Source organism: Cryobacterium flavum (assembly GCF_900103805.1).
In the GTDB taxonomy this organism is placed as follows: Bacteria; Actinomycetota; Actinomycetes; order Actinomycetales; family Microbacteriaceae; genus Cryobacterium; species Cryobacterium flavum.
In genome coordinates, this window is the sequence record NZ_FNIB01000001.1 from 130,492 (window position 1) to 146,029 (window position 15,538).

Genomic DNA, 15,538 nt, shown 5'->3' on the forward strand with positions numbered 1-15,538 from the left:
TCACGCCAGCAGGGCCGCGACGACGATCAATGCCGGCATTGAGAGGATCGTCGTGAGTAACACGGTGTCGCGGGTGACGACGATCGCCCGGTCGTAACGCGAGGCGAAGTTGAAAATGTTCTGCGCGGTCGGCAGGGCCGACACGGCGACGACCGCGAACAGCTGGGCGCCGTCGAGGTCGAACACGAAATGACCGAACAGGTACGCGATGATCGGTGCCAGTACGACCTTGATCACCGTGGCCACGACGACCTGTTTGCGGCCGGTGCCTGCCTGCAGCAGGCGCTGGCCGTGCAGGGACATGCCGAACGAGAGCAAGACCATGGGAATGGCTGCTCCGCCGATGAGCTCGAACGGTGCCAGTACCGGGTCCGGCAGGGTGATGCCGGACACCGCAACGACCACACCGGCGAGTGAGGCGAGAATCATCGGATTGCGAAACGGTTGGGTGAGGATCGATCGCAGGGATGCCCGGCCGTGGGTGGCCAGGTCGAGAATCGCCAGAATGGTCGGGGCCAGAATCACCAGCTGCAGCAGCACCACTGGCGCCACATACTGGGCACTGCCGAGCACATAGATGGCCACCGGCAATCCGATGTTGTTGACATTGATATAGGTCGCGCTCGACGCACCCAGCACCGTCTCGGCCAACGGAGTGCGAAAGAACAAGCGGGACGCCACCACATAGAGCAAAGCGCCCACGAGGACCGTGCAGACGATGGCGGCCAGAAACTCGGAGAACAGCACCGAGACGTCAGCGTGCGAGAGCACGGTGAACAGCAGCGCGGGGGTCGCGACGAAGTACGCCATGCGGTTGAGCACCCGGCCGGCGCCCGCCCCGACCAGACTGAATCGCTCGGCGAAGTACCCGATCAGGATCACAAATCCGATAATCGAAAACCCGACCAGAACACCGCCCATTTAGTTGAGCCTACGGGTTCACTCAGCTGATCTCCCGCGCGGCCCTTTCGGTCGTGCGATCGACGTTGCTACGATCCAAGCATGCCCCGACTCGACGTTCCTGGCGCTTCCCTCTACTACGAGACTCAGGGAGACCCCGCCTCGCCAGCCCTGCTGCTGATTCACGCGGGCATCGCGACCCTGCGCATGTGGGATCCGCAGGTAGCCGCCCTCGCAGCGCACCACTACGTCATCCGCTTCGACACCCGTGGTTTCGGTCAGACCACGGCCGAGAATGTGGAATTCTCCAACCGAGCGGATGCCACGGCGCTGCTCGATCATCTCGGCGTCGCTCGCGCCACCCTGATCGGCTGCTCACGCGGAGGCACGATCGCGATCGACTTCGCCGTGGCGACGCCCGAGCGAGTCGCGGGCATCGTGACGATCGGGTCAGGGCCCAGCGGGTTTCCCGATGTGGAACTCACCGAGAAGGAAGATGCCCTGTTCGACAAGCTGGATGCGGCCTTCGAAGCCCGCCAGTGGCCGCGGCTGGCGCGGCTCGAGGTTGCGCTGTGGGCGGTTGGACCCACGCGCAAGGCGGCCGACGTAGATCCCGCTTTTCTGGCCCTCGCGCAGGAACTGAATCTGCGCAACGTCATCCACGCCACGGAAGCGCCGATCCTGATTCCGTTGGAGCCGCCGGCGCTCGACCGGGTGAGTGACATCGACGTTCCCGCGCTGGTCACTGTGGGTGAGCTCGACGTCACGTCATCGCTGGCGCAGTACGAGTTCTTGTTGGAGATGCTGCCGCAGGCCAGCGGATGCACGTTCCGCGACACCGCGCACCTGCCGAGCGTCGAGCATCCGCTGGAGTTTCAGCGCGTACTGATCAGCTGGCTCGCGACCAACAGTCTCTGATCCCTCTTCCTCTCCTGCTCCGGGCAGAAACAAACCGCTGCCCGGTTCTCCCACACCCGAACCGGGCGACCCGAGTCAGGAGCGGCGCGCGCCCAGGCGCTCCAGCAGGCGCTCCTCGGCGTCGTGACCGGGCGCGATTCCGGCCGGAATGCGCAGGTAGAAGAAGACGCCGCCGACCCACCACAGCCCGAATAACACCCAAGGCTCGAACGACAGCGCCGCCGGCATCCCGGGCATATACAGGCTGAGCAGGCCCAAGCACAGGGCGGCAGCGGCGACGCCGATCACGACTCCGCCATTACCCTTGCCGCCCACGCGCAGCGGGCGGTCCATTTTCGGTTCGCGGCGGCGCAGCACCACGAAGGCGACGGCCACCAGAATGTAGGCCATGACGATGCTCGGGGCACCGGAATCCACGAGCCAGCGGAGCATCTGCGTGCCGAAGAACGGCGCCACAAACGACAGGGCACCGATGAAGGAGAGCGCGTTGGTGGGGGTACGAAACTTGGGGTGCAGCCTGCCAAACCAGGCCGGCAGCATGCCCGAACGCGCCATGGAGAACATCAGGCGTGAAGCGCCGAGCAGCAGGGAGTTCCACGAAGTGAGAATTCCGGCGATTCCGCCGGCGATGAGCACCTTCGCCATGACATCGCTGCCGAACAAGGCGCCCATAGCATCCGCTGTGGCGATATCGGCCTGGCCGATGGCGGCAGCCGGCATCGACGACGAGGTGGTGAGTACGATCATGACGTACCAGATAGTCGCAAGAATCACAGCGACGACGACAAGCTTGCCGATCTGTCGCGGCGCCACATTGACCTCTTCGGCCGACTGCGGAATGACATCGAAACCCACGAAGAGAAACGGCACCACGACGAGCACGGCGAAGAATCCGCCCATGCCGCCCGTGAAAAACGGTTCCATGTGCACGGTCGAACCACCGGTGAACGACCCGAGCACGAGCATCGCGCCGACGATCAGCAGGAACAATACGACGAAGGTCTGCACGACACCGGCCAGTTTCACACCACGGATGTTGATGCCCGTGATCACGACGGCGGCCACCGCTCCCACCAGCGCCCAGGTCAAATACACCTGCTCGCCGGCGATCTGCCAGAGCGGAATCTGACTCAGGTCGGGAAAGAGGTACCCGGCCGTGCGTGGCAGTGCCACGGCTTCGAACGCCACGATGGTGACGTAGCCGCCGGTGATTGCCCAGGATCCGACGAACGACCAGCGCGGCCCCATGGCTCGCAGCAAAAAGTTGTGTTCGCCGCCGGCCTTGGGCATGGCCGCGGTCAGCTCGGCGTAGGTGAGGCCGACGATACCCATGATGATGCCGCCGGCGATCATGGCCGTGACGGCACCCAGCGTGCCGGCGTCGTTGATCCAGCCGCCGGTCAGCACGACCCAGCCGAAGCCGATCATGGCTCCGAAGCCGAGAGCGAGCGCATCTCGATTTCCAAGGACTTTGAGCAGAGAATTCGGCGTGTGGTGATGGTGCGTGGTAGTGATGGTGTCCCCGATTGTTTCGGCTCACGTCAACGCTGATGCGACGTCGGATGGTGTGCTGGCCGCGAACCGGTCGGCCCGCCGCGAGCGCTTGTCTGCCTTGATTCTGTCACCCCGGCGGCGCCGCAGAACGTTATCCGTGGCCGACCCAGCGATCCATTGACCGGTAAACGCCGAAAACACGGCCGGCGATGGCGTCCCACGCGGTCAGCGGCAACACGCCGCGGAGCACCTTCGACAGGTTCACCGTCCATGGCAGTAACAGCTGCGGCTTGCCGGCGAGCATCGCCCGCCAGACCCGATCCACCACGTATCCCGGCGTCATCAGTGGGGTGAGCAACGGCCCGCGAGCCCCCGTGAACATGCCGGTGTCGATGTAGCTCGGGCACACCGTGGTCACCTTGACCTGCCCGTGGCCCTGCTGCACTAGTTCGAGCCGCAGCGAATCGCTCCAGCCGATCAGGGCCGCTTTCGAGGCGGCATAGACACTCATGCGGGGGGTGCTGAGGGTGCCGGCGGCCGACGCGATGTTTACAATGCGTGATTCGCGGTATCCGCTCGCAATCATCGCCGGCAGAAACTCGCGGGCGATGTACATGGGCGCGAGCGCATTGATCTGCATCGTCGGGCGGGTGTCGGCGCCGTTGTCGTGCTCCCAGAAATACTTGCCGCGCACGATACCGGCGTTGTTGATGACCACGTCGGGGTCGCCGACCTCGGTGCGCACCCGCTGCGCCGTCTGCGCGATGGCCCCCAGATCGGCGATATCGACAACGTAGGGCGCGATCGTCGTGCGCCCGTTAGACCGATCGTTCAGGATGGCGGTGGTCGCCGCGAGCGCGGCACCGTCGCGATCCCAGAGAATGAGCGCTTTCGCCCCCTCGGCGACAGCGCGCTCGGCATACAGGCGGCCCATTCCCATGGCTGCTCCGGTAATCAGCACGCGGGCTCCGGCGACGGTTCGACTCATACTCCCATCATGCCGCCTGCGGCGGCTTGGCGGGACTACGCTCGATGCAGCGCGCGATTGCGGCAGACCGTGGGGAGGTGCGTATGGACTTTCGGACCCTCGCGATCATCTCCGTGGTCGCCCTGCTCGGGCCGCTTTTGGCTACACCGCGCCGCTGGAACATTCCCGTCGTGATCGGCCAGCTCGCCGCCGGCGTGATCGTCGGCCGCACGGGTTTCGGCCTCATCGACGCGACCGACCCTACGCTGACTCTTCTAGCGGATGTCGGATTCGCGTTAATCATGTTCGTGGCCGGCACGCACGTGCCCGTTCGCGCCGGTGCGATTCGCGCCGCCCTCGCCACCGGCCTGGTAAGGGCAATTCTCGTGACCGTCTCGGCGACCGCCCTCGGCGTGGCGATCGCGATGGTCTTCGGAACCCAGCATGCACCCCTTTATATAGTGTTGCTCGCCTCCTCGTCCGCCGCGCTCGTGCTGCCGCTCATTCACTCGCTGGGGCTGCGCGGCCGATCGATGCTCGAGCTGACCGCGCAAGTCGCGATCGCCGACATCGCAGCGATCGTGGCCCTGCCGCTGGCCATCGACCCGCCCAATGCCGGCCGCGCCGCCCTCGGCGCTGCCGCTGTCGCGCTTCTGGCCGTGGTCATCTACATTGTGTTGGCCAGGCTGGAACGCAACGGCTCTCGCGTAAAGCTGCACAAGCTGTCGGCCAATCGCAAGTTCGCTCTCGAGCTGCGCATCCAGCTGGCCATTCTGTTCGCCCTGTCGGCCGTGGCCGTGTTCAGCCACGTCTCGGTCATGCTCGCCGGCTTCGCTTTCGGCCTCGCCGTCGCTGCGGTCGGCGAACCGCGCCGACTGGCCCGCCAGCTGTTCGCCCTCGCCGACGGATTCTTCGGGCCGCTGTTCTTCGTCTGGCTCGGCGCCTCGCTCGCGCTGCGCGACCTCGCGGACCACCCGGAGATGATCGTGCTCGGCCTCGTGCTCGGTGTCGCCACCCTGCTCACCCACGCGACCACCCGCGTGCTCGGACTCCCCCTGTCGTTCGGACTGCTGTCGGCGGCCCAGCTCGGCATTCCGATCGCAGCGGCAACGATCGGCACCCAGTTGCGCGTGCTCGCCCCCGGGGAGGCAGCGGCCCTGCTGCTGGGCGCGCTCGTGACCATCGCGGTGACCGCGGTGGCGAGCGGATGGGCCAAGCCGCGCGCGGCATCCGTTTCGCCGGTCTGACCGGCAGCCGGCGATCGCCGCCTGCGCCCGCTCCGCGGACTCGGCCGGGTCACGATCGCTGGCCCATTCCTGACGGAATCGCGGGGGTAACCGCAGGGTGGGCACGTGGTCCTGCACGAGGTGCAACTCGTCAGCGGTCAACAGGAACCGAGGCATTGCCGCCCCCGCCCCCAATGATTCCATCACGCGTCCCCGTATAGTCCTTCACCACCTACCGAGAATGCGCGCGCATCTCGGGCCAGCATCCGCTTTGCTGCACACGATCGTCCTGGGCGTAGTTAGCAGCCCTGGGAAACGCCCATTCGCGTTTGTGGGCCTCAGACGAACATCAGCACGATGCCGGCCACACCGGCGAGAACACCGATGCCGAGCAGCACCAGGCCGATCAGGCGCAGACCCTTGCCGTCGAGGTCGGGGTCGTGCGTGCGGCACTTCTCGGGCTGGCGATTGCGAAACCAAACGCGTACGTCATCTCCGGGCGCCAGGTGGTGCGTCTCCTGGGTGTCGGCTGAACGCTCGTGCACATCGCCGTCGTTATCAAACCAGCGGATGACCGTGGCCGGCCCCGCCTGTGCTGTTCCCGACGCTGTTGTTCCCCACGCTGCGATCACGGCGGTCGTGCGCGTCCAGCGGCCACTGATGCCGCGCACAGACAGCCCGACGATATAGAGGACTGCACCGATGATGAGGCCGACGAGTGTGAGAATCTCGCTCATGATGCCGGCGAAGTCGAGCGCGTGCACTGCCACCGCCATCCGTTGTCACGTGGGTCGTATATATCGAGGTTCCCTGGCGGCGCAAGCACCACTGGCTAAATCGTATCGTTTCACGTCAGGCCAGCAGGCCCGTCTAGGCTGAATCCATGCGATTTGGACTCTTTGTACCCCAGGGCTGGCGACACGATCTGGTCGGAATCGAACCGGCGGCGCAGTGGGCCACCATGAGCGGCCTGGCCGCGCACGCTGATGCGGGCGCCTGGGAGTCGATCTGGGTGTACGACCACTTTCACACCGTTCCGGTGCCGAGCGAGCAGGCCACCCACGAGGCCTGGTCGCTCATCTCCGCTTTCGCTGCGACCACGAAACGGGTGCGCCTCGGGCAGATGTGCACCTGCATGAGCTACCGCAACCCCGGCTACCTGGCCAAGGTCGCCTCGACCGCCGACATCATCTCCGGCGGCCGCATCGAGATGGGCATTGGGGCCGGCTGGTATGAGCATGAGTGGCGCGCCTACGGCTACGGGTTTCCCGGCCCAGGCGAGCGCCTCGCTCGGCTCGACGAGGGTGTGCAGATCATGAAGCAGGCCTGGACCACGGGCACGGCGACCCTCGACGGTGTGCACTATCAAATGGATGGCGCGATCTTTCGGCCGCTTCCGTTGCAAGCCGGTGGTCTTCCCATCTGGATCGCCGGCGGCGGCGAAAAAGTCACCCTTCGCATCGCCGCGCAGTACGCCGATTACACCAACTTCGACGGCTCACCGGACGGCTTTTCGCAGAAGAGCGCGCTCCTGGCCGAGCACTGCGTGGCTCAGGGAACCGACTTTGGGCGCATCGTGCGCTCGGCGAACTACAACACCGTGATCGGCGCGACCGAGGCCGAAGTTGCCGAACGGCTGAACGCGATCGAGGCCCGGGTGGCCCCCTATCTCGGTGCCGAGGGAGCCGAGAAGTTCATGGCCGAGTATCGAAGCGGCAAGGCGCAGGGCGTTGGCACGCCGGAACAGGTCGTTGAGCGTCTGACCGCCATGAAGAAGCGCGGCCTCGGCTACGCAATCCACTATTTTCCCGAGGCGGCCTACGACCGTTCCGGCATCGAACTGTTCGAGCGCGAGGTCATGCCCGCCCTGAAGCAATGATGCTCACCGACAACGAGGTACCGGCCTGGTGGCGCGGCCTCGGCCTGCCCGGACTGGTCGACCTGCACACCCATTTTCTGCCAGAGCGGATGCTGCGGCGCGTCTGGGCGCACTTCGACGAGATCGAACCGCTGATCGGCCTCGAGTGGCCGATCCACTACCGCGACGATCAGGATTCGCGCCTGGCGACGATGCGGCGCCTGGGCGTGCGGCGCTTCACCGCGCTGTCCTACGCGCATCGCCCGGGAATGGCGGCTTCCCTGACCGATTTCTCCCTCGAACTGGCAGCGGAGCACGCTGATTGCGTGCCGAGCGCCACGTTCTACCCGGAGGAGGGCGTGCTCGAGCAGGTGCAGTCCGCCCTCGATCGCGGCGCTCGGGTGTTCAAGATTCACGCCCAGATCGGGGGATTCGACCTGCGCGAGCCCCGGCTCGACCCGGTCTGGGGGCTGCTCGCCGATGCCGGGATTCCGGTCGTGATCCACGTCGGCAGCGGGCCGGTGTCCCGGCCGGGGATCACCGGGCCGGACAAGCTTGCGGGAGTTTTGGCGCGGCATCCGCTGTTGACGGCCGTCGTCGCCCATCTCGGCGCCCCGGAATACGGCGAGTTTCTCGATCTCGCCGAACGCTACCCGTGGGTGCACCTGGACACCACCATGGTCTTCACCGATTTCTTCGAGCAGTTCGCACCGTTCGACCCGGCCCTGCTTCCACGGCTGGCCGACCTGCCCGACCGGGTGGTGCTCGGCAGCGACTTTCCCAACATTCCGTACCCGTATGCGCACCAGCTCGAGTCCCTCGAACGCCTGCGCGACCGGGAACCGCGGCTCGACGACGACTGGCTGCGCGCCGTCTGCTGGTACAACGGCCTGCGGCTGATCGGCGAATAGCCTCTATCGGGCGGCGCGGTAGGCGGCGCGCTGCTCGGGGCGGAGGTGCTCGGTGGCGTAACTCAGGGCCGTGCGCGGCATCTGCGCGGTGTGCTGGTCGAGAAATGCGAGCAGCAGGTTTCGGTCGATGCGCTTGCCGACCTCGCGCAGCATCCAGCCGACGGCTTTGTGCATCAGCGGCTGCTTGTCGTTCAGCGGGAGCGCGGCGAGCTCGAGCGTGGTGCTCGCGTCGCCACGCATGATCAGGCCGAGCGTGCCGACCATCGCCACGCGGCGCTCCCACAGAATGTCGCTCTGTGCCAGCTCGGTGAACACGTCGCGCGAGAGATCAAACCGGTACTCACCGAGCAGGGTCGGAGCTGAGCAGTCGACCAGATCCCAGTTGTTGACCCGGCCGCGGCCAAGGGCCCTGAGGTAGGCCTCGGCCAAACGCGTGCGGGCCGCATCGTCGCGGGAGGCGGGCTTGCTCGCCCGCTTGAATTGGGCAACCAGAATCAGCAGTCCAGTCATGCGGTGCTCGTGAATAGGGCTGTCGAGCAGCAGATCGACCTCGTTCAACGGCAGGTCGACGAAACGCTTCACAACGGTGCGCAACACCGGAACTTTCATACCGATAAATACGTCACCCTCGCCGTACTGGCCGGGACCGGTCTAAAAGAAACGAGCAACGCCGACGGCAAGCTCGGGGTCGGCGAGCACGGCGAGATCTTCGGTGACAGCGGAGGCCGTCGGGGAACAGGGCATCAACGCAGACCATCGCGGTCGCATTTCTCAGGTGCTCGTGCAGAACTGCGGAGATTCTCGATCGGTGCGGGCGTGCCTGCTACACAGAGCGCGTATCGAAGGGTGCGGTGCACGACGACGGCGAGCAATCTCCGCAGTTGTGTACCGCCACTCCGGTAAGAAGTGCGCGAACGGGGCCAATGCGGCGATTCTCAGCGCGAAAACCCGGCCAGGCACGTTGTTCGTTGCAAGAAATCGCAAGAAAACGCCGCGCGGCGCCCGATATTCTGAAGGTGTGTCTTTTTGGCGCGCACGCCCGCCGCAACCGCGGCACACACTCGAATCGGAGGTTCCCATGTCGATATCTGTTGAAAAAACACACGTAGCTAACGCTCTGGTCGGAGAGCCCGAGGTTCTCGAAGACACCCTCGCCAAGCACCCCTCCTGGCTCAGCCTCAAGGCAGCCGCGACGGCACTGCAGGGTGTGCAGTCGCAGAACGGGTCGATCACCGACGCCGAACGGCACACGGATGCCGCAGCATCCGTTTCGCGCATCACCGCAGCCATCACCGACCTCGCGCCGCACTTTGCGCACGACGCCGCGTACCTGGCAGCCCTGGTCACCGACTTCGATCGCTGGGTGTCGGAGGAATTCGGCGTGCCCGACTTCTACGACTCCCTGATGGCCTTTCAACCGCAGCAGCACCGCGTGAACGGGCTGCGCCACCTCGTGGTGTTCCCGATGTACACGCAGAACGGCAGCGCCAACCGCCTGGTTGAAGCCGTGCTGATCGAGGTCATCTGGCCGGAATTCGTCGGCGAACTCGAAGCCGGCTACACGAACAAGCTGTTCGTGCCGATTCGTTTTCTCGACTTCACCCCTGGCTATGACACCAACTCAGCCGTGCTGTTTCCCGAGACGGTCGCCATGCGCGAAATTCCGACGTTCACCTGGGGGGCGATCTTCGCCGACCGTGAAGCCGCCCGTTTTCGCCGGGTTGTGCGTGCGGCCGCCGAAATCACCCGGCTCGAGCTACCCGCCGACGCCGCCGCGCTACTGGGCGACCAGCACCTTACTGAAGAAACCTTCGTGATGTGGGACCTCATCCACGACCGCACGCACATGCGCGGGGATCTGCCGTTCGACCCGTTCATGATCAAGCAGCGCATGCCGTTCTTTTTGTATTCGCTCGAGGAGTTGCGCTGCGACCTGACCGCGTTTCGTGAATCGGTCACGATCGAAGGCAGTGAGCTGGCAAGCCCCGAGGCGCGTCGGCACGCGAAGCTGGTGCAGTACGCGGTCATCTTCGACCGCATCTTTCGGTTCGCCATCACCGGTAACCGGGTGCGCAACTATGACGGCCTCGGCGGTCAGTTATTGTTCGCTTGGATGCACCAGCACGGTGTGCTGCACTGGACCGACACCCGCCTCAGCTTTGACTGGGATGCCGTGCCCGAGGTGGTCATTGCACTCGGAGCGCAGATCGACGAGCTGTACTGGGCGTCGATCGACCGGCCGAAGAAGGCACACTGGCTCGCGGCCTACGAGATGATCTCGAAGACCCTCACGCCCAACCCCGCGTCGACCTGGGCCCGCGGACTGCCGCTCGACGTGCTCGCCGGCGCACCGAAGGGCTACACCGACCAGGTTCTCGACGACGAATTTCCGCTGTCGATGTTCTTCGAAGCGCTCGAGAAGAAGATGCGCACGGTCATCGAATCCACGGCCGGCATCACCGGCAGCGCGGTCGGCTGATGAGCGCCAGCTCGGCCGTCGCTGGTCGCACCGTGCTGATCGCCGGTGCGACCAGCACGGCCGGGCTGGCCGTCGCGCGCTCACTAGCGGATGCCGGCGCGCACGTGATTGCCGTCGGCTCCGCTCGAGCACGACTCCAGTCGGTGCTCGACGTCGCGCCGGACGCCGCGTTGTATGAGTGCGACCTGACGGATTTTGCCGCAGTGACCGCTCTGGCGGCCCAGGTCTCCCCCATCGACGGTCTCATCCACCTCGTCGGCGGCTGGCGCGGCGGCGGCGGGCTCGCTGGCCAGACCGATGAGGACTGGGATTTTCTGCACTCGCACGTGGTCACCACGCTGCGCAATACCACGCGGGCTTTCAATGCCGACCTGCTGGCCTCGTCGGCCGGGCGGCTCGCCATTGTCTCGAGCGTGTCCGTCGACCGGCCTCTAGCTGGCGGCGCAAACTATGCGGCCGCGAAGTCCGCGGCCGAGACCTGGGTGCGCGCGGTCGGTCAAGGATTTACGAAAGCCGGCGACACGGCCGCGGCCGTGATTTTCGTCGTGCGTTCGCTGGACGGGCTCGAGACCGAGCTGGCTACCCGCGTGAGCGGTTTGTGGGACGAGGCGGCGGCATCCGCTAATGGTAGCCGGGTGCTGCTTGCGTCGGAGGATCCCGCTAGCGTGTAGTCATGAGCACCACAGACTCCCCCCTCAGCGACGAGTGGCGGAGGCCCACCCCCAGCGGGCCGAGCCTGCGTAAGGACCTGTGGGTCGCGCTGGTTCTGGCCGCCGCGACCGCCGTGAGCGTGTCGCTCACCCGTACCTCCGGCGTCTTCAGTGACTCCCCGGTGTGGATCGTGGCGTTGTGGGTCGCACTCATCACCCTGCCGCTCGCGCTGCGTCGTCGCTGGCCCGAAGTCGTGGCTCTGACGGCCTCGGTGGTTTTCGCCGCCGGCGCCATGCTCGAAGCCGGCGACATGCTGTTCTCCAATATCTGCCTCTATATTGCTCTCTATTCGGTCGGTGCCTGGGGCCGCCACCGCATCGCCGCCAAGTGGGTGCGGGTCGCGATCGTGGCCGGCATGTTCATCTGGCTGTTCGCGCAACTGATCGTGCAGGCCAACCAGCTCACCATGATGCCCGACCTCTCGCGCGACGGCTTCTTCTCCCCCTACGCGGCGTTCGGCGTTCTGCAGGTCTTGATCAATCTGGTCTATTTCGGTGCGGCCTGGTATTTCGGCGAATCCGCGTGGATTTCCGCGCGCAACGGCGCCGCCCTGAAAAGCAGCACCGCGGAGCTCGTAGCCGAGCGCGAGCGCACGGCCGCCCAGGCCATCACCCTGGAACGGGTGCGCATAGCCCGCGAGTTGCACGACGTCGTCGCCCACCACGTGTCGGTCATGGGCGTGCAGGCCGGCGCGGCCCGGCGCATCCTCTCGAGTGACCCCGGGCAGGCGGCCGACGCGCTCACCATCATCGAACAGAGCGCGCGCAGCGCGGTCGATGAACTGCACACCATGCTCGGAGCCCTGCGTGGCGACGATGCGCCGGGTAGTGAACCCACCAGCCAGAGCAGCAGCACGCGCGGCATCGCCCAGCTCGGCGAACTTGCCGACGAGAGCCGCACCGCCGGCGTTCCCGTGCGCTTGTCGATCGTGGGCGATGAACGTGCGATTCCCGCCACGATCGGCCTGAGCATCTATCGCATCGCCCAGGAAGCCCTGACCAACACCCGCAAACACGCCGGCCCCGGCGTCAGCACCGACCTCCGCTTGCGCTACGAAACGGATGCCGTCGAGCTCGAGATCACCGACGACGGCGTCGGCCCGCGGCGACAATTCGCCGCGGCGCTGCCCGGCGGCGCGAGCGCCGAGACCACCGGGCTCGGACAGCGGGGCATGCGCGAACGGGTCGCTGCCGTCGGCGGCGAACTGCACCTCGGGGGACGACCGCGCGGCGGCTACCTCGTGCGTGCCCGGTTTCCGCTCATGAAACGAGAGAACGCATGAGCGAGCCGGCCGGCATCCGCGTGCTGCTCGTCGACGACCAGGCTCTCGTACGCGCTGGGTTTCGTATCATTCTGCAGTCCGAGCCGGGCATTCTCGTCGTGGGCGAGGCCGCCGACGGCGCCGCCGCTCTCGTTTTGGCCCGAACGTTTCAGCCCGACGTCATCTGCATGGACGTGCAGATGCCCGGCGTCGACGGCCTCACCGCCACCCGGTCCATCGTCGACGACCCGTCGATCCACGCCGCGGTGCTCATGCTCACGACCTTCGACCGCGAGGAATACCTTTTTGCCGCACTGCAACACGGCGCGAGCGGTTTCATCCTGAAGAATTCCACGCCCGAGGCGCTGATCGAGGCCGTTCAGGTGCTCGCCCGCGGCGATGCCCTGCTGGCCCCGGATGTGACCCGGCGCGTGATTGAGCGATGCGTGAACCCGGGTGGGGCATCCGTTTCACCGGTTGCAGCGGTGCCGAGCGAGCTGCAGGAGCTGACCGAGCGCGAGTCCGAGGTCTTCGCGCTGCTGGCCCAGGGCCTGGCCAACGCCGAAATTGCCGCGCAGCTCTTTCTCGGCGAGGCCACGGTGAAATCACACGTCTCCAAGGTGCTGATGAAGCTCGGGCTGCGCGACCGCATCCAAGCCGTTGTCTACGCCTACGAGCACCGCGTGATCGTGCCCGGAGGCGCGCTCGAGGCGTAGCTCCGCCGCCCGGTGGAGACCGGTTCACCCGCCAGGCGGATGCGTCGCCTGAACGCCCCGCGCTACCGTGAAGGCACACGCAACGAGAGGGCGAGCATGCTCGACATCAGGGGAGTCACCAAGAGCTATGGCATCAGAGAGGTACTCACCGACGTGAGCTTCACTGTCGGGGACGGCCGCATGACCGGCTTCGTCGGCGCCAACGGCGCCGGTAAAACCACGACAATGCGAATCATTCTCGGCGTACTCTCGCCGGATACGGGCACCGTTTTCATCGACGGCGTGCCGGTCACCGCGAGCGACCGCCGCCGGTTCGGCTACATGCCCGAAGAGCGCGGCCTCTACCCGAAGATGAAGGTCGCCGAACAGCTGGTGTACCTGGCGCGCCTGCACGGGCTGACGCCGGCATCCGCTCGCCGCAATACTGCCGACCTGCTCGAGCGTCTCGGGCTCACCGAACGCGCCGGCGACACCGTTGAGTCACTCTCGCTCGGCAACCAGCAACGCGCGCAGATCGCCGCCGCGCTCGTGCACGATCCCGAGTTTCTCGTGCTCGATGAGCCATTCTCCGGCCTCGACCCACTCGCGGTGGAGGTCGTGATGAGCGTGCTCGCCGGCTACGCCGCCCAGGGCGCGCCCGTGCTGTTCTCCTCGCACCAGTTGGACATCGTCGAACGGCTCTGCGACGACCTCGTCATCATCGCCGACGGCGAGATTCGCGCGAACGGTTCCCGCGAGGCGCTGCGCGAGCAGCACAGCAGCCCCCGCTTCGAAATTCGCACGCAAGGCGACACTGGCTGGGTCCGCTCGCAGCCGGGCATTACCGTGATCGACTTCGACGGCGACTTCGCCGTTTTTGAAGCCGAAACGGATGCCGCCAGCCAGGCCGTTCTGCAGCACGCGATCACGCTCGGCGCCGTTCACAGTTTCAGCCAGCAGAGGCCCACCCTCGCCACCATCTTCAAGGAGGTCATCGCATGAGCAACGCTACCCGCCCGGTGCACACCGCGCCCACCTTCGCCCAGAGCGTTTGGCTGGTCTCCAACCGGGAGATCACGGCCCGCCTGCGCAGCAAGTCCTTTCTGATCGCGACCGGCATTCTGCTGCTCATCTCCGTGGCGTCGGTCGTCGTCGGCAGTCTTCTCAGCCAGAACACGACTCTGACCAAGGTCGCCGTCGTCGGCACGGCCATCAGCGTCGTCGAACAGACCGAAGCCTTCGACATCGTCGAATCCGACACGGTCAAGGAAGCCGAAGCGCTCGTGCGCGACGGCTCGGTCGACGCGGCCGTTGTGCCCTCTGGCAGTGCCGATTCGCTGCTCGGAATCACGGTGATCGCCCTGGATTCAGCGCCGATCGATGTTCTCGGCACGCTCAGCGTGAGCCCCGATCTGAAGATTCTCGAGCCGGCCTCGCAGAACGGTTTTCTCGCCTACCTCGTTGCCATTGGCTTCGGCATCATCTTTCTCATGTCGGCGACCACGTTCGGTGCCACTATCGCCCAGAGCGTCGTCGAAGAAAAGCAGACCCGCATCGTCGAAATTCTCATGTCGACCATCTCGGTGCGGGCCCTGCTCGCCGGCAAGGTGCTCGGCAACAGCCTGATGGCGTTCGGGCAGATCGTGGCCATCGGATTGCTGGTCTCCGTGGGCTTGGCAGTGACTGGGCAACGGGTGCTGCTGGCCGATGTGGGCCCGGCCATCATCTGGTTCGCCGTGTTCTTCGCCTTCGGATTCGTGCTGCTCGCCTCACTCTACGCGGCCACCGCCTCGATGGTGTCACGGCAGGAAGACGTCGGCTCGGCGACCTCGCCGGTGCTGTTCCTCGTCATGATCCCGTACTTTCTGGTGGTCTTCTTCAACGACAACCCGCTCGTGCTGGCGATCATGTCGTACGTTCCGTTCTCCGCGCCGGTCGGCATGCCGGTGCGAATCTTCCTCGGTGACGCCGAGTGGTGGGAGCCCGTGCTCTCCCTTGTCGTGCTGGCCCTGTCGACGATCGTGGTGATTCTGATCGGGTCGCGCATCTACTCCAACGCGCTGCTGCGCATGGGCGCCCGGGTGTCGCTGCGCGAAGCCCTGCACAAGTAGGGCGGAC

Annotated in this window: 14 protein-coding genes and 1 pseudogene; 10 read left to right on the forward strand and 5 right to left on the reverse strand. The window is 65.9% G+C overall.

The window, feature by feature from the left end; translation table 11 throughout:
• Window positions 1-921, reverse strand: a complete 921-nt coding sequence (locus BLS91_RS00590) for an AEC family transporter (protein ID WP_092338217.1) — start codon at window positions 919-921, stop codon at window positions 1-3.
• An 81-nt stretch (window positions 922-1,002) separates the two neighbouring features.
• On the opposite strand from BLS91_RS00590, the gene BLS91_RS00595 reads away from it, so the two are divergent.
• On the forward strand, window positions 1,003-1,818 hold the full coding sequence (locus BLS91_RS00595; RefSeq protein WP_092338219.1) for an alpha/beta fold hydrolase: 816 nt from the start codon (window positions 1,003-1,005) through the stop codon (window positions 1,816-1,818).
• A 75-nt stretch (window positions 1,819-1,893) separates the two neighbouring features.
• On the opposite strand, the gene BLS91_RS00600 is transcribed toward BLS91_RS00595, so the two are convergent.
• Both BLS91_RS00600 and BLS91_RS00605 read right to left on the reverse strand, forming a co-directional pair.
• Window positions 1,894-3,297, reverse strand: coding sequence for an APC family permease (locus tag BLS91_RS00600; RefSeq protein WP_276326776.1), 1,404 nt, complete (start codon window positions 3,295-3,297; stop codon window positions 1,894-1,896).
• Between the two features lie 166 nt (window positions 3,298-3,463).
• Window positions 3,464-4,300 carry an SDR family NAD(P)-dependent oxidoreductase gene (locus BLS91_RS00605; protein WP_092338222.1) on the reverse strand — a complete coding sequence of 279 codons (837 nt, stop codon included), beginning with the start codon at window positions 4,298-4,300 and terminating at the stop codon, window positions 3,464-3,466.
• Between the two features lie 83 nt (window positions 4,301-4,383).
• Between BLS91_RS00605 and BLS91_RS00610 the strand changes: the two genes are divergently transcribed.
• The gene (locus BLS91_RS00610) at window positions 4,384-5,526 is read left to right on the forward strand and encodes a cation:proton antiporter (protein WP_092338223.1); all 1,143 of its coding nucleotides are present in this window, start codon (window positions 4,384-4,386) and stop codon (window positions 5,524-5,526) included.
• A 317-nt stretch (window positions 5,527-5,843) separates the two neighbouring features.
• Here the strand turns inward: BLS91_RS00610 and BLS91_RS00615 are convergent, their stop codons facing one another.
• Window positions 5,844-6,275 carry a DUF3592 domain-containing protein gene (locus BLS91_RS00615; protein WP_233197275.1) on the reverse strand — a complete coding sequence of 144 codons (432 nt, stop codon included), beginning with the start codon at window positions 6,273-6,275 and terminating at the stop codon, window positions 5,844-5,846.
• 113 nt (window positions 6,276-6,388) lie between these two features.
• Here BLS91_RS00615 and BLS91_RS00620 point away from each other — a divergent pair, with 113 nt between their 5' ends.
• Window positions 6,389-7,384: an LLM class F420-dependent oxidoreductase gene (locus BLS91_RS00620; protein ID WP_092338227.1), complete on the forward strand. Its 996-nt coding sequence runs from the start codon at window positions 6,389-6,391 to the stop codon at window positions 7,382-7,384.
• On the forward strand, window positions 7,381-8,274 hold the full coding sequence (locus tag BLS91_RS00625; RefSeq protein ID WP_241983063.1) for an amidohydrolase family protein: 894 nt from the start codon (window positions 7,381-7,383) through the stop codon (window positions 8,272-8,274). Before BLS91_RS00620 ends, BLS91_RS00625 begins: the two co-directional genes overlap by 4 nt.
• A 3-nt stretch (window positions 8,275-8,277) precedes the next feature.
• Here BLS91_RS00625 and BLS91_RS00630 read toward each other — a convergent pair.
• Window positions 8,278-8,892: pseudogene (locus tag BLS91_RS00630) on the reverse strand (DNA alkylation repair protein); the annotation flags it as partial.
• A 460-nt stretch (window positions 8,893-9,352) separates the two neighbouring features.
• Here BLS91_RS00630 and BLS91_RS00635 point away from each other — a divergent pair.
• The 6 genes from BLS91_RS00635 to BLS91_RS00660 all read left to right on the forward strand — a co-directional run bounded on the left by BLS91_RS00635 (window position 9,353) and on the right by BLS91_RS00660 (window position 15,531).
• Window positions 9,353-10,753, forward strand: coding sequence for a DUF6421 family protein (locus BLS91_RS00635; RefSeq protein WP_092338229.1), 1,401 nt, complete (start codon window positions 9,353-9,355; stop codon window positions 10,751-10,753).
• Window positions 10,753-11,424, forward strand: a complete 672-nt coding sequence (locus BLS91_RS00640; protein ID WP_092338231.1) for an SDR family NAD(P)-dependent oxidoreductase — start codon at window positions 10,753-10,755, stop codon at window positions 11,422-11,424. The genes BLS91_RS00635 and BLS91_RS00640 overlap by 1 nt, the downstream gene beginning before the upstream one ends.
• A 2-nt stretch (window positions 11,425-11,426) precedes the next feature.
• On the forward strand, window positions 11,427-12,746 hold the full coding sequence (locus BLS91_RS00645; protein WP_092338233.1) for a sensor histidine kinase: 1,320 nt from the start codon (window positions 11,427-11,429) through the stop codon (window positions 12,744-12,746).
• On the forward strand, window positions 12,743-13,441 hold the full coding sequence (locus BLS91_RS00650; RefSeq protein ID WP_092338234.1) for a response regulator: 699 nt from the start codon (window positions 12,743-12,745) through the stop codon (window positions 13,439-13,441). The genes BLS91_RS00645 and BLS91_RS00650 overlap by 4 nt, the downstream gene beginning before the upstream one ends.
• Window positions 13,442-13,537: 96 nt before the next feature.
• Window positions 13,538-14,422, forward strand: a complete 885-nt coding sequence (locus tag BLS91_RS00655; RefSeq protein ID WP_092338769.1) for an ABC transporter ATP-binding protein — start codon at window positions 13,538-13,540, stop codon at window positions 14,420-14,422.
• A complete protein-coding gene (locus tag BLS91_RS00660; protein WP_092338236.1) occupies window positions 14,419-15,531 on the forward strand; it encodes an ABC transporter permease in 1,113 nt (370 codons plus the stop codon). The genes BLS91_RS00655 and BLS91_RS00660 overlap by 4 nt, the downstream gene beginning before the upstream one ends.
• The last annotated feature ends 7 nt before the right edge of the window (window positions 15,532-15,538 follow it).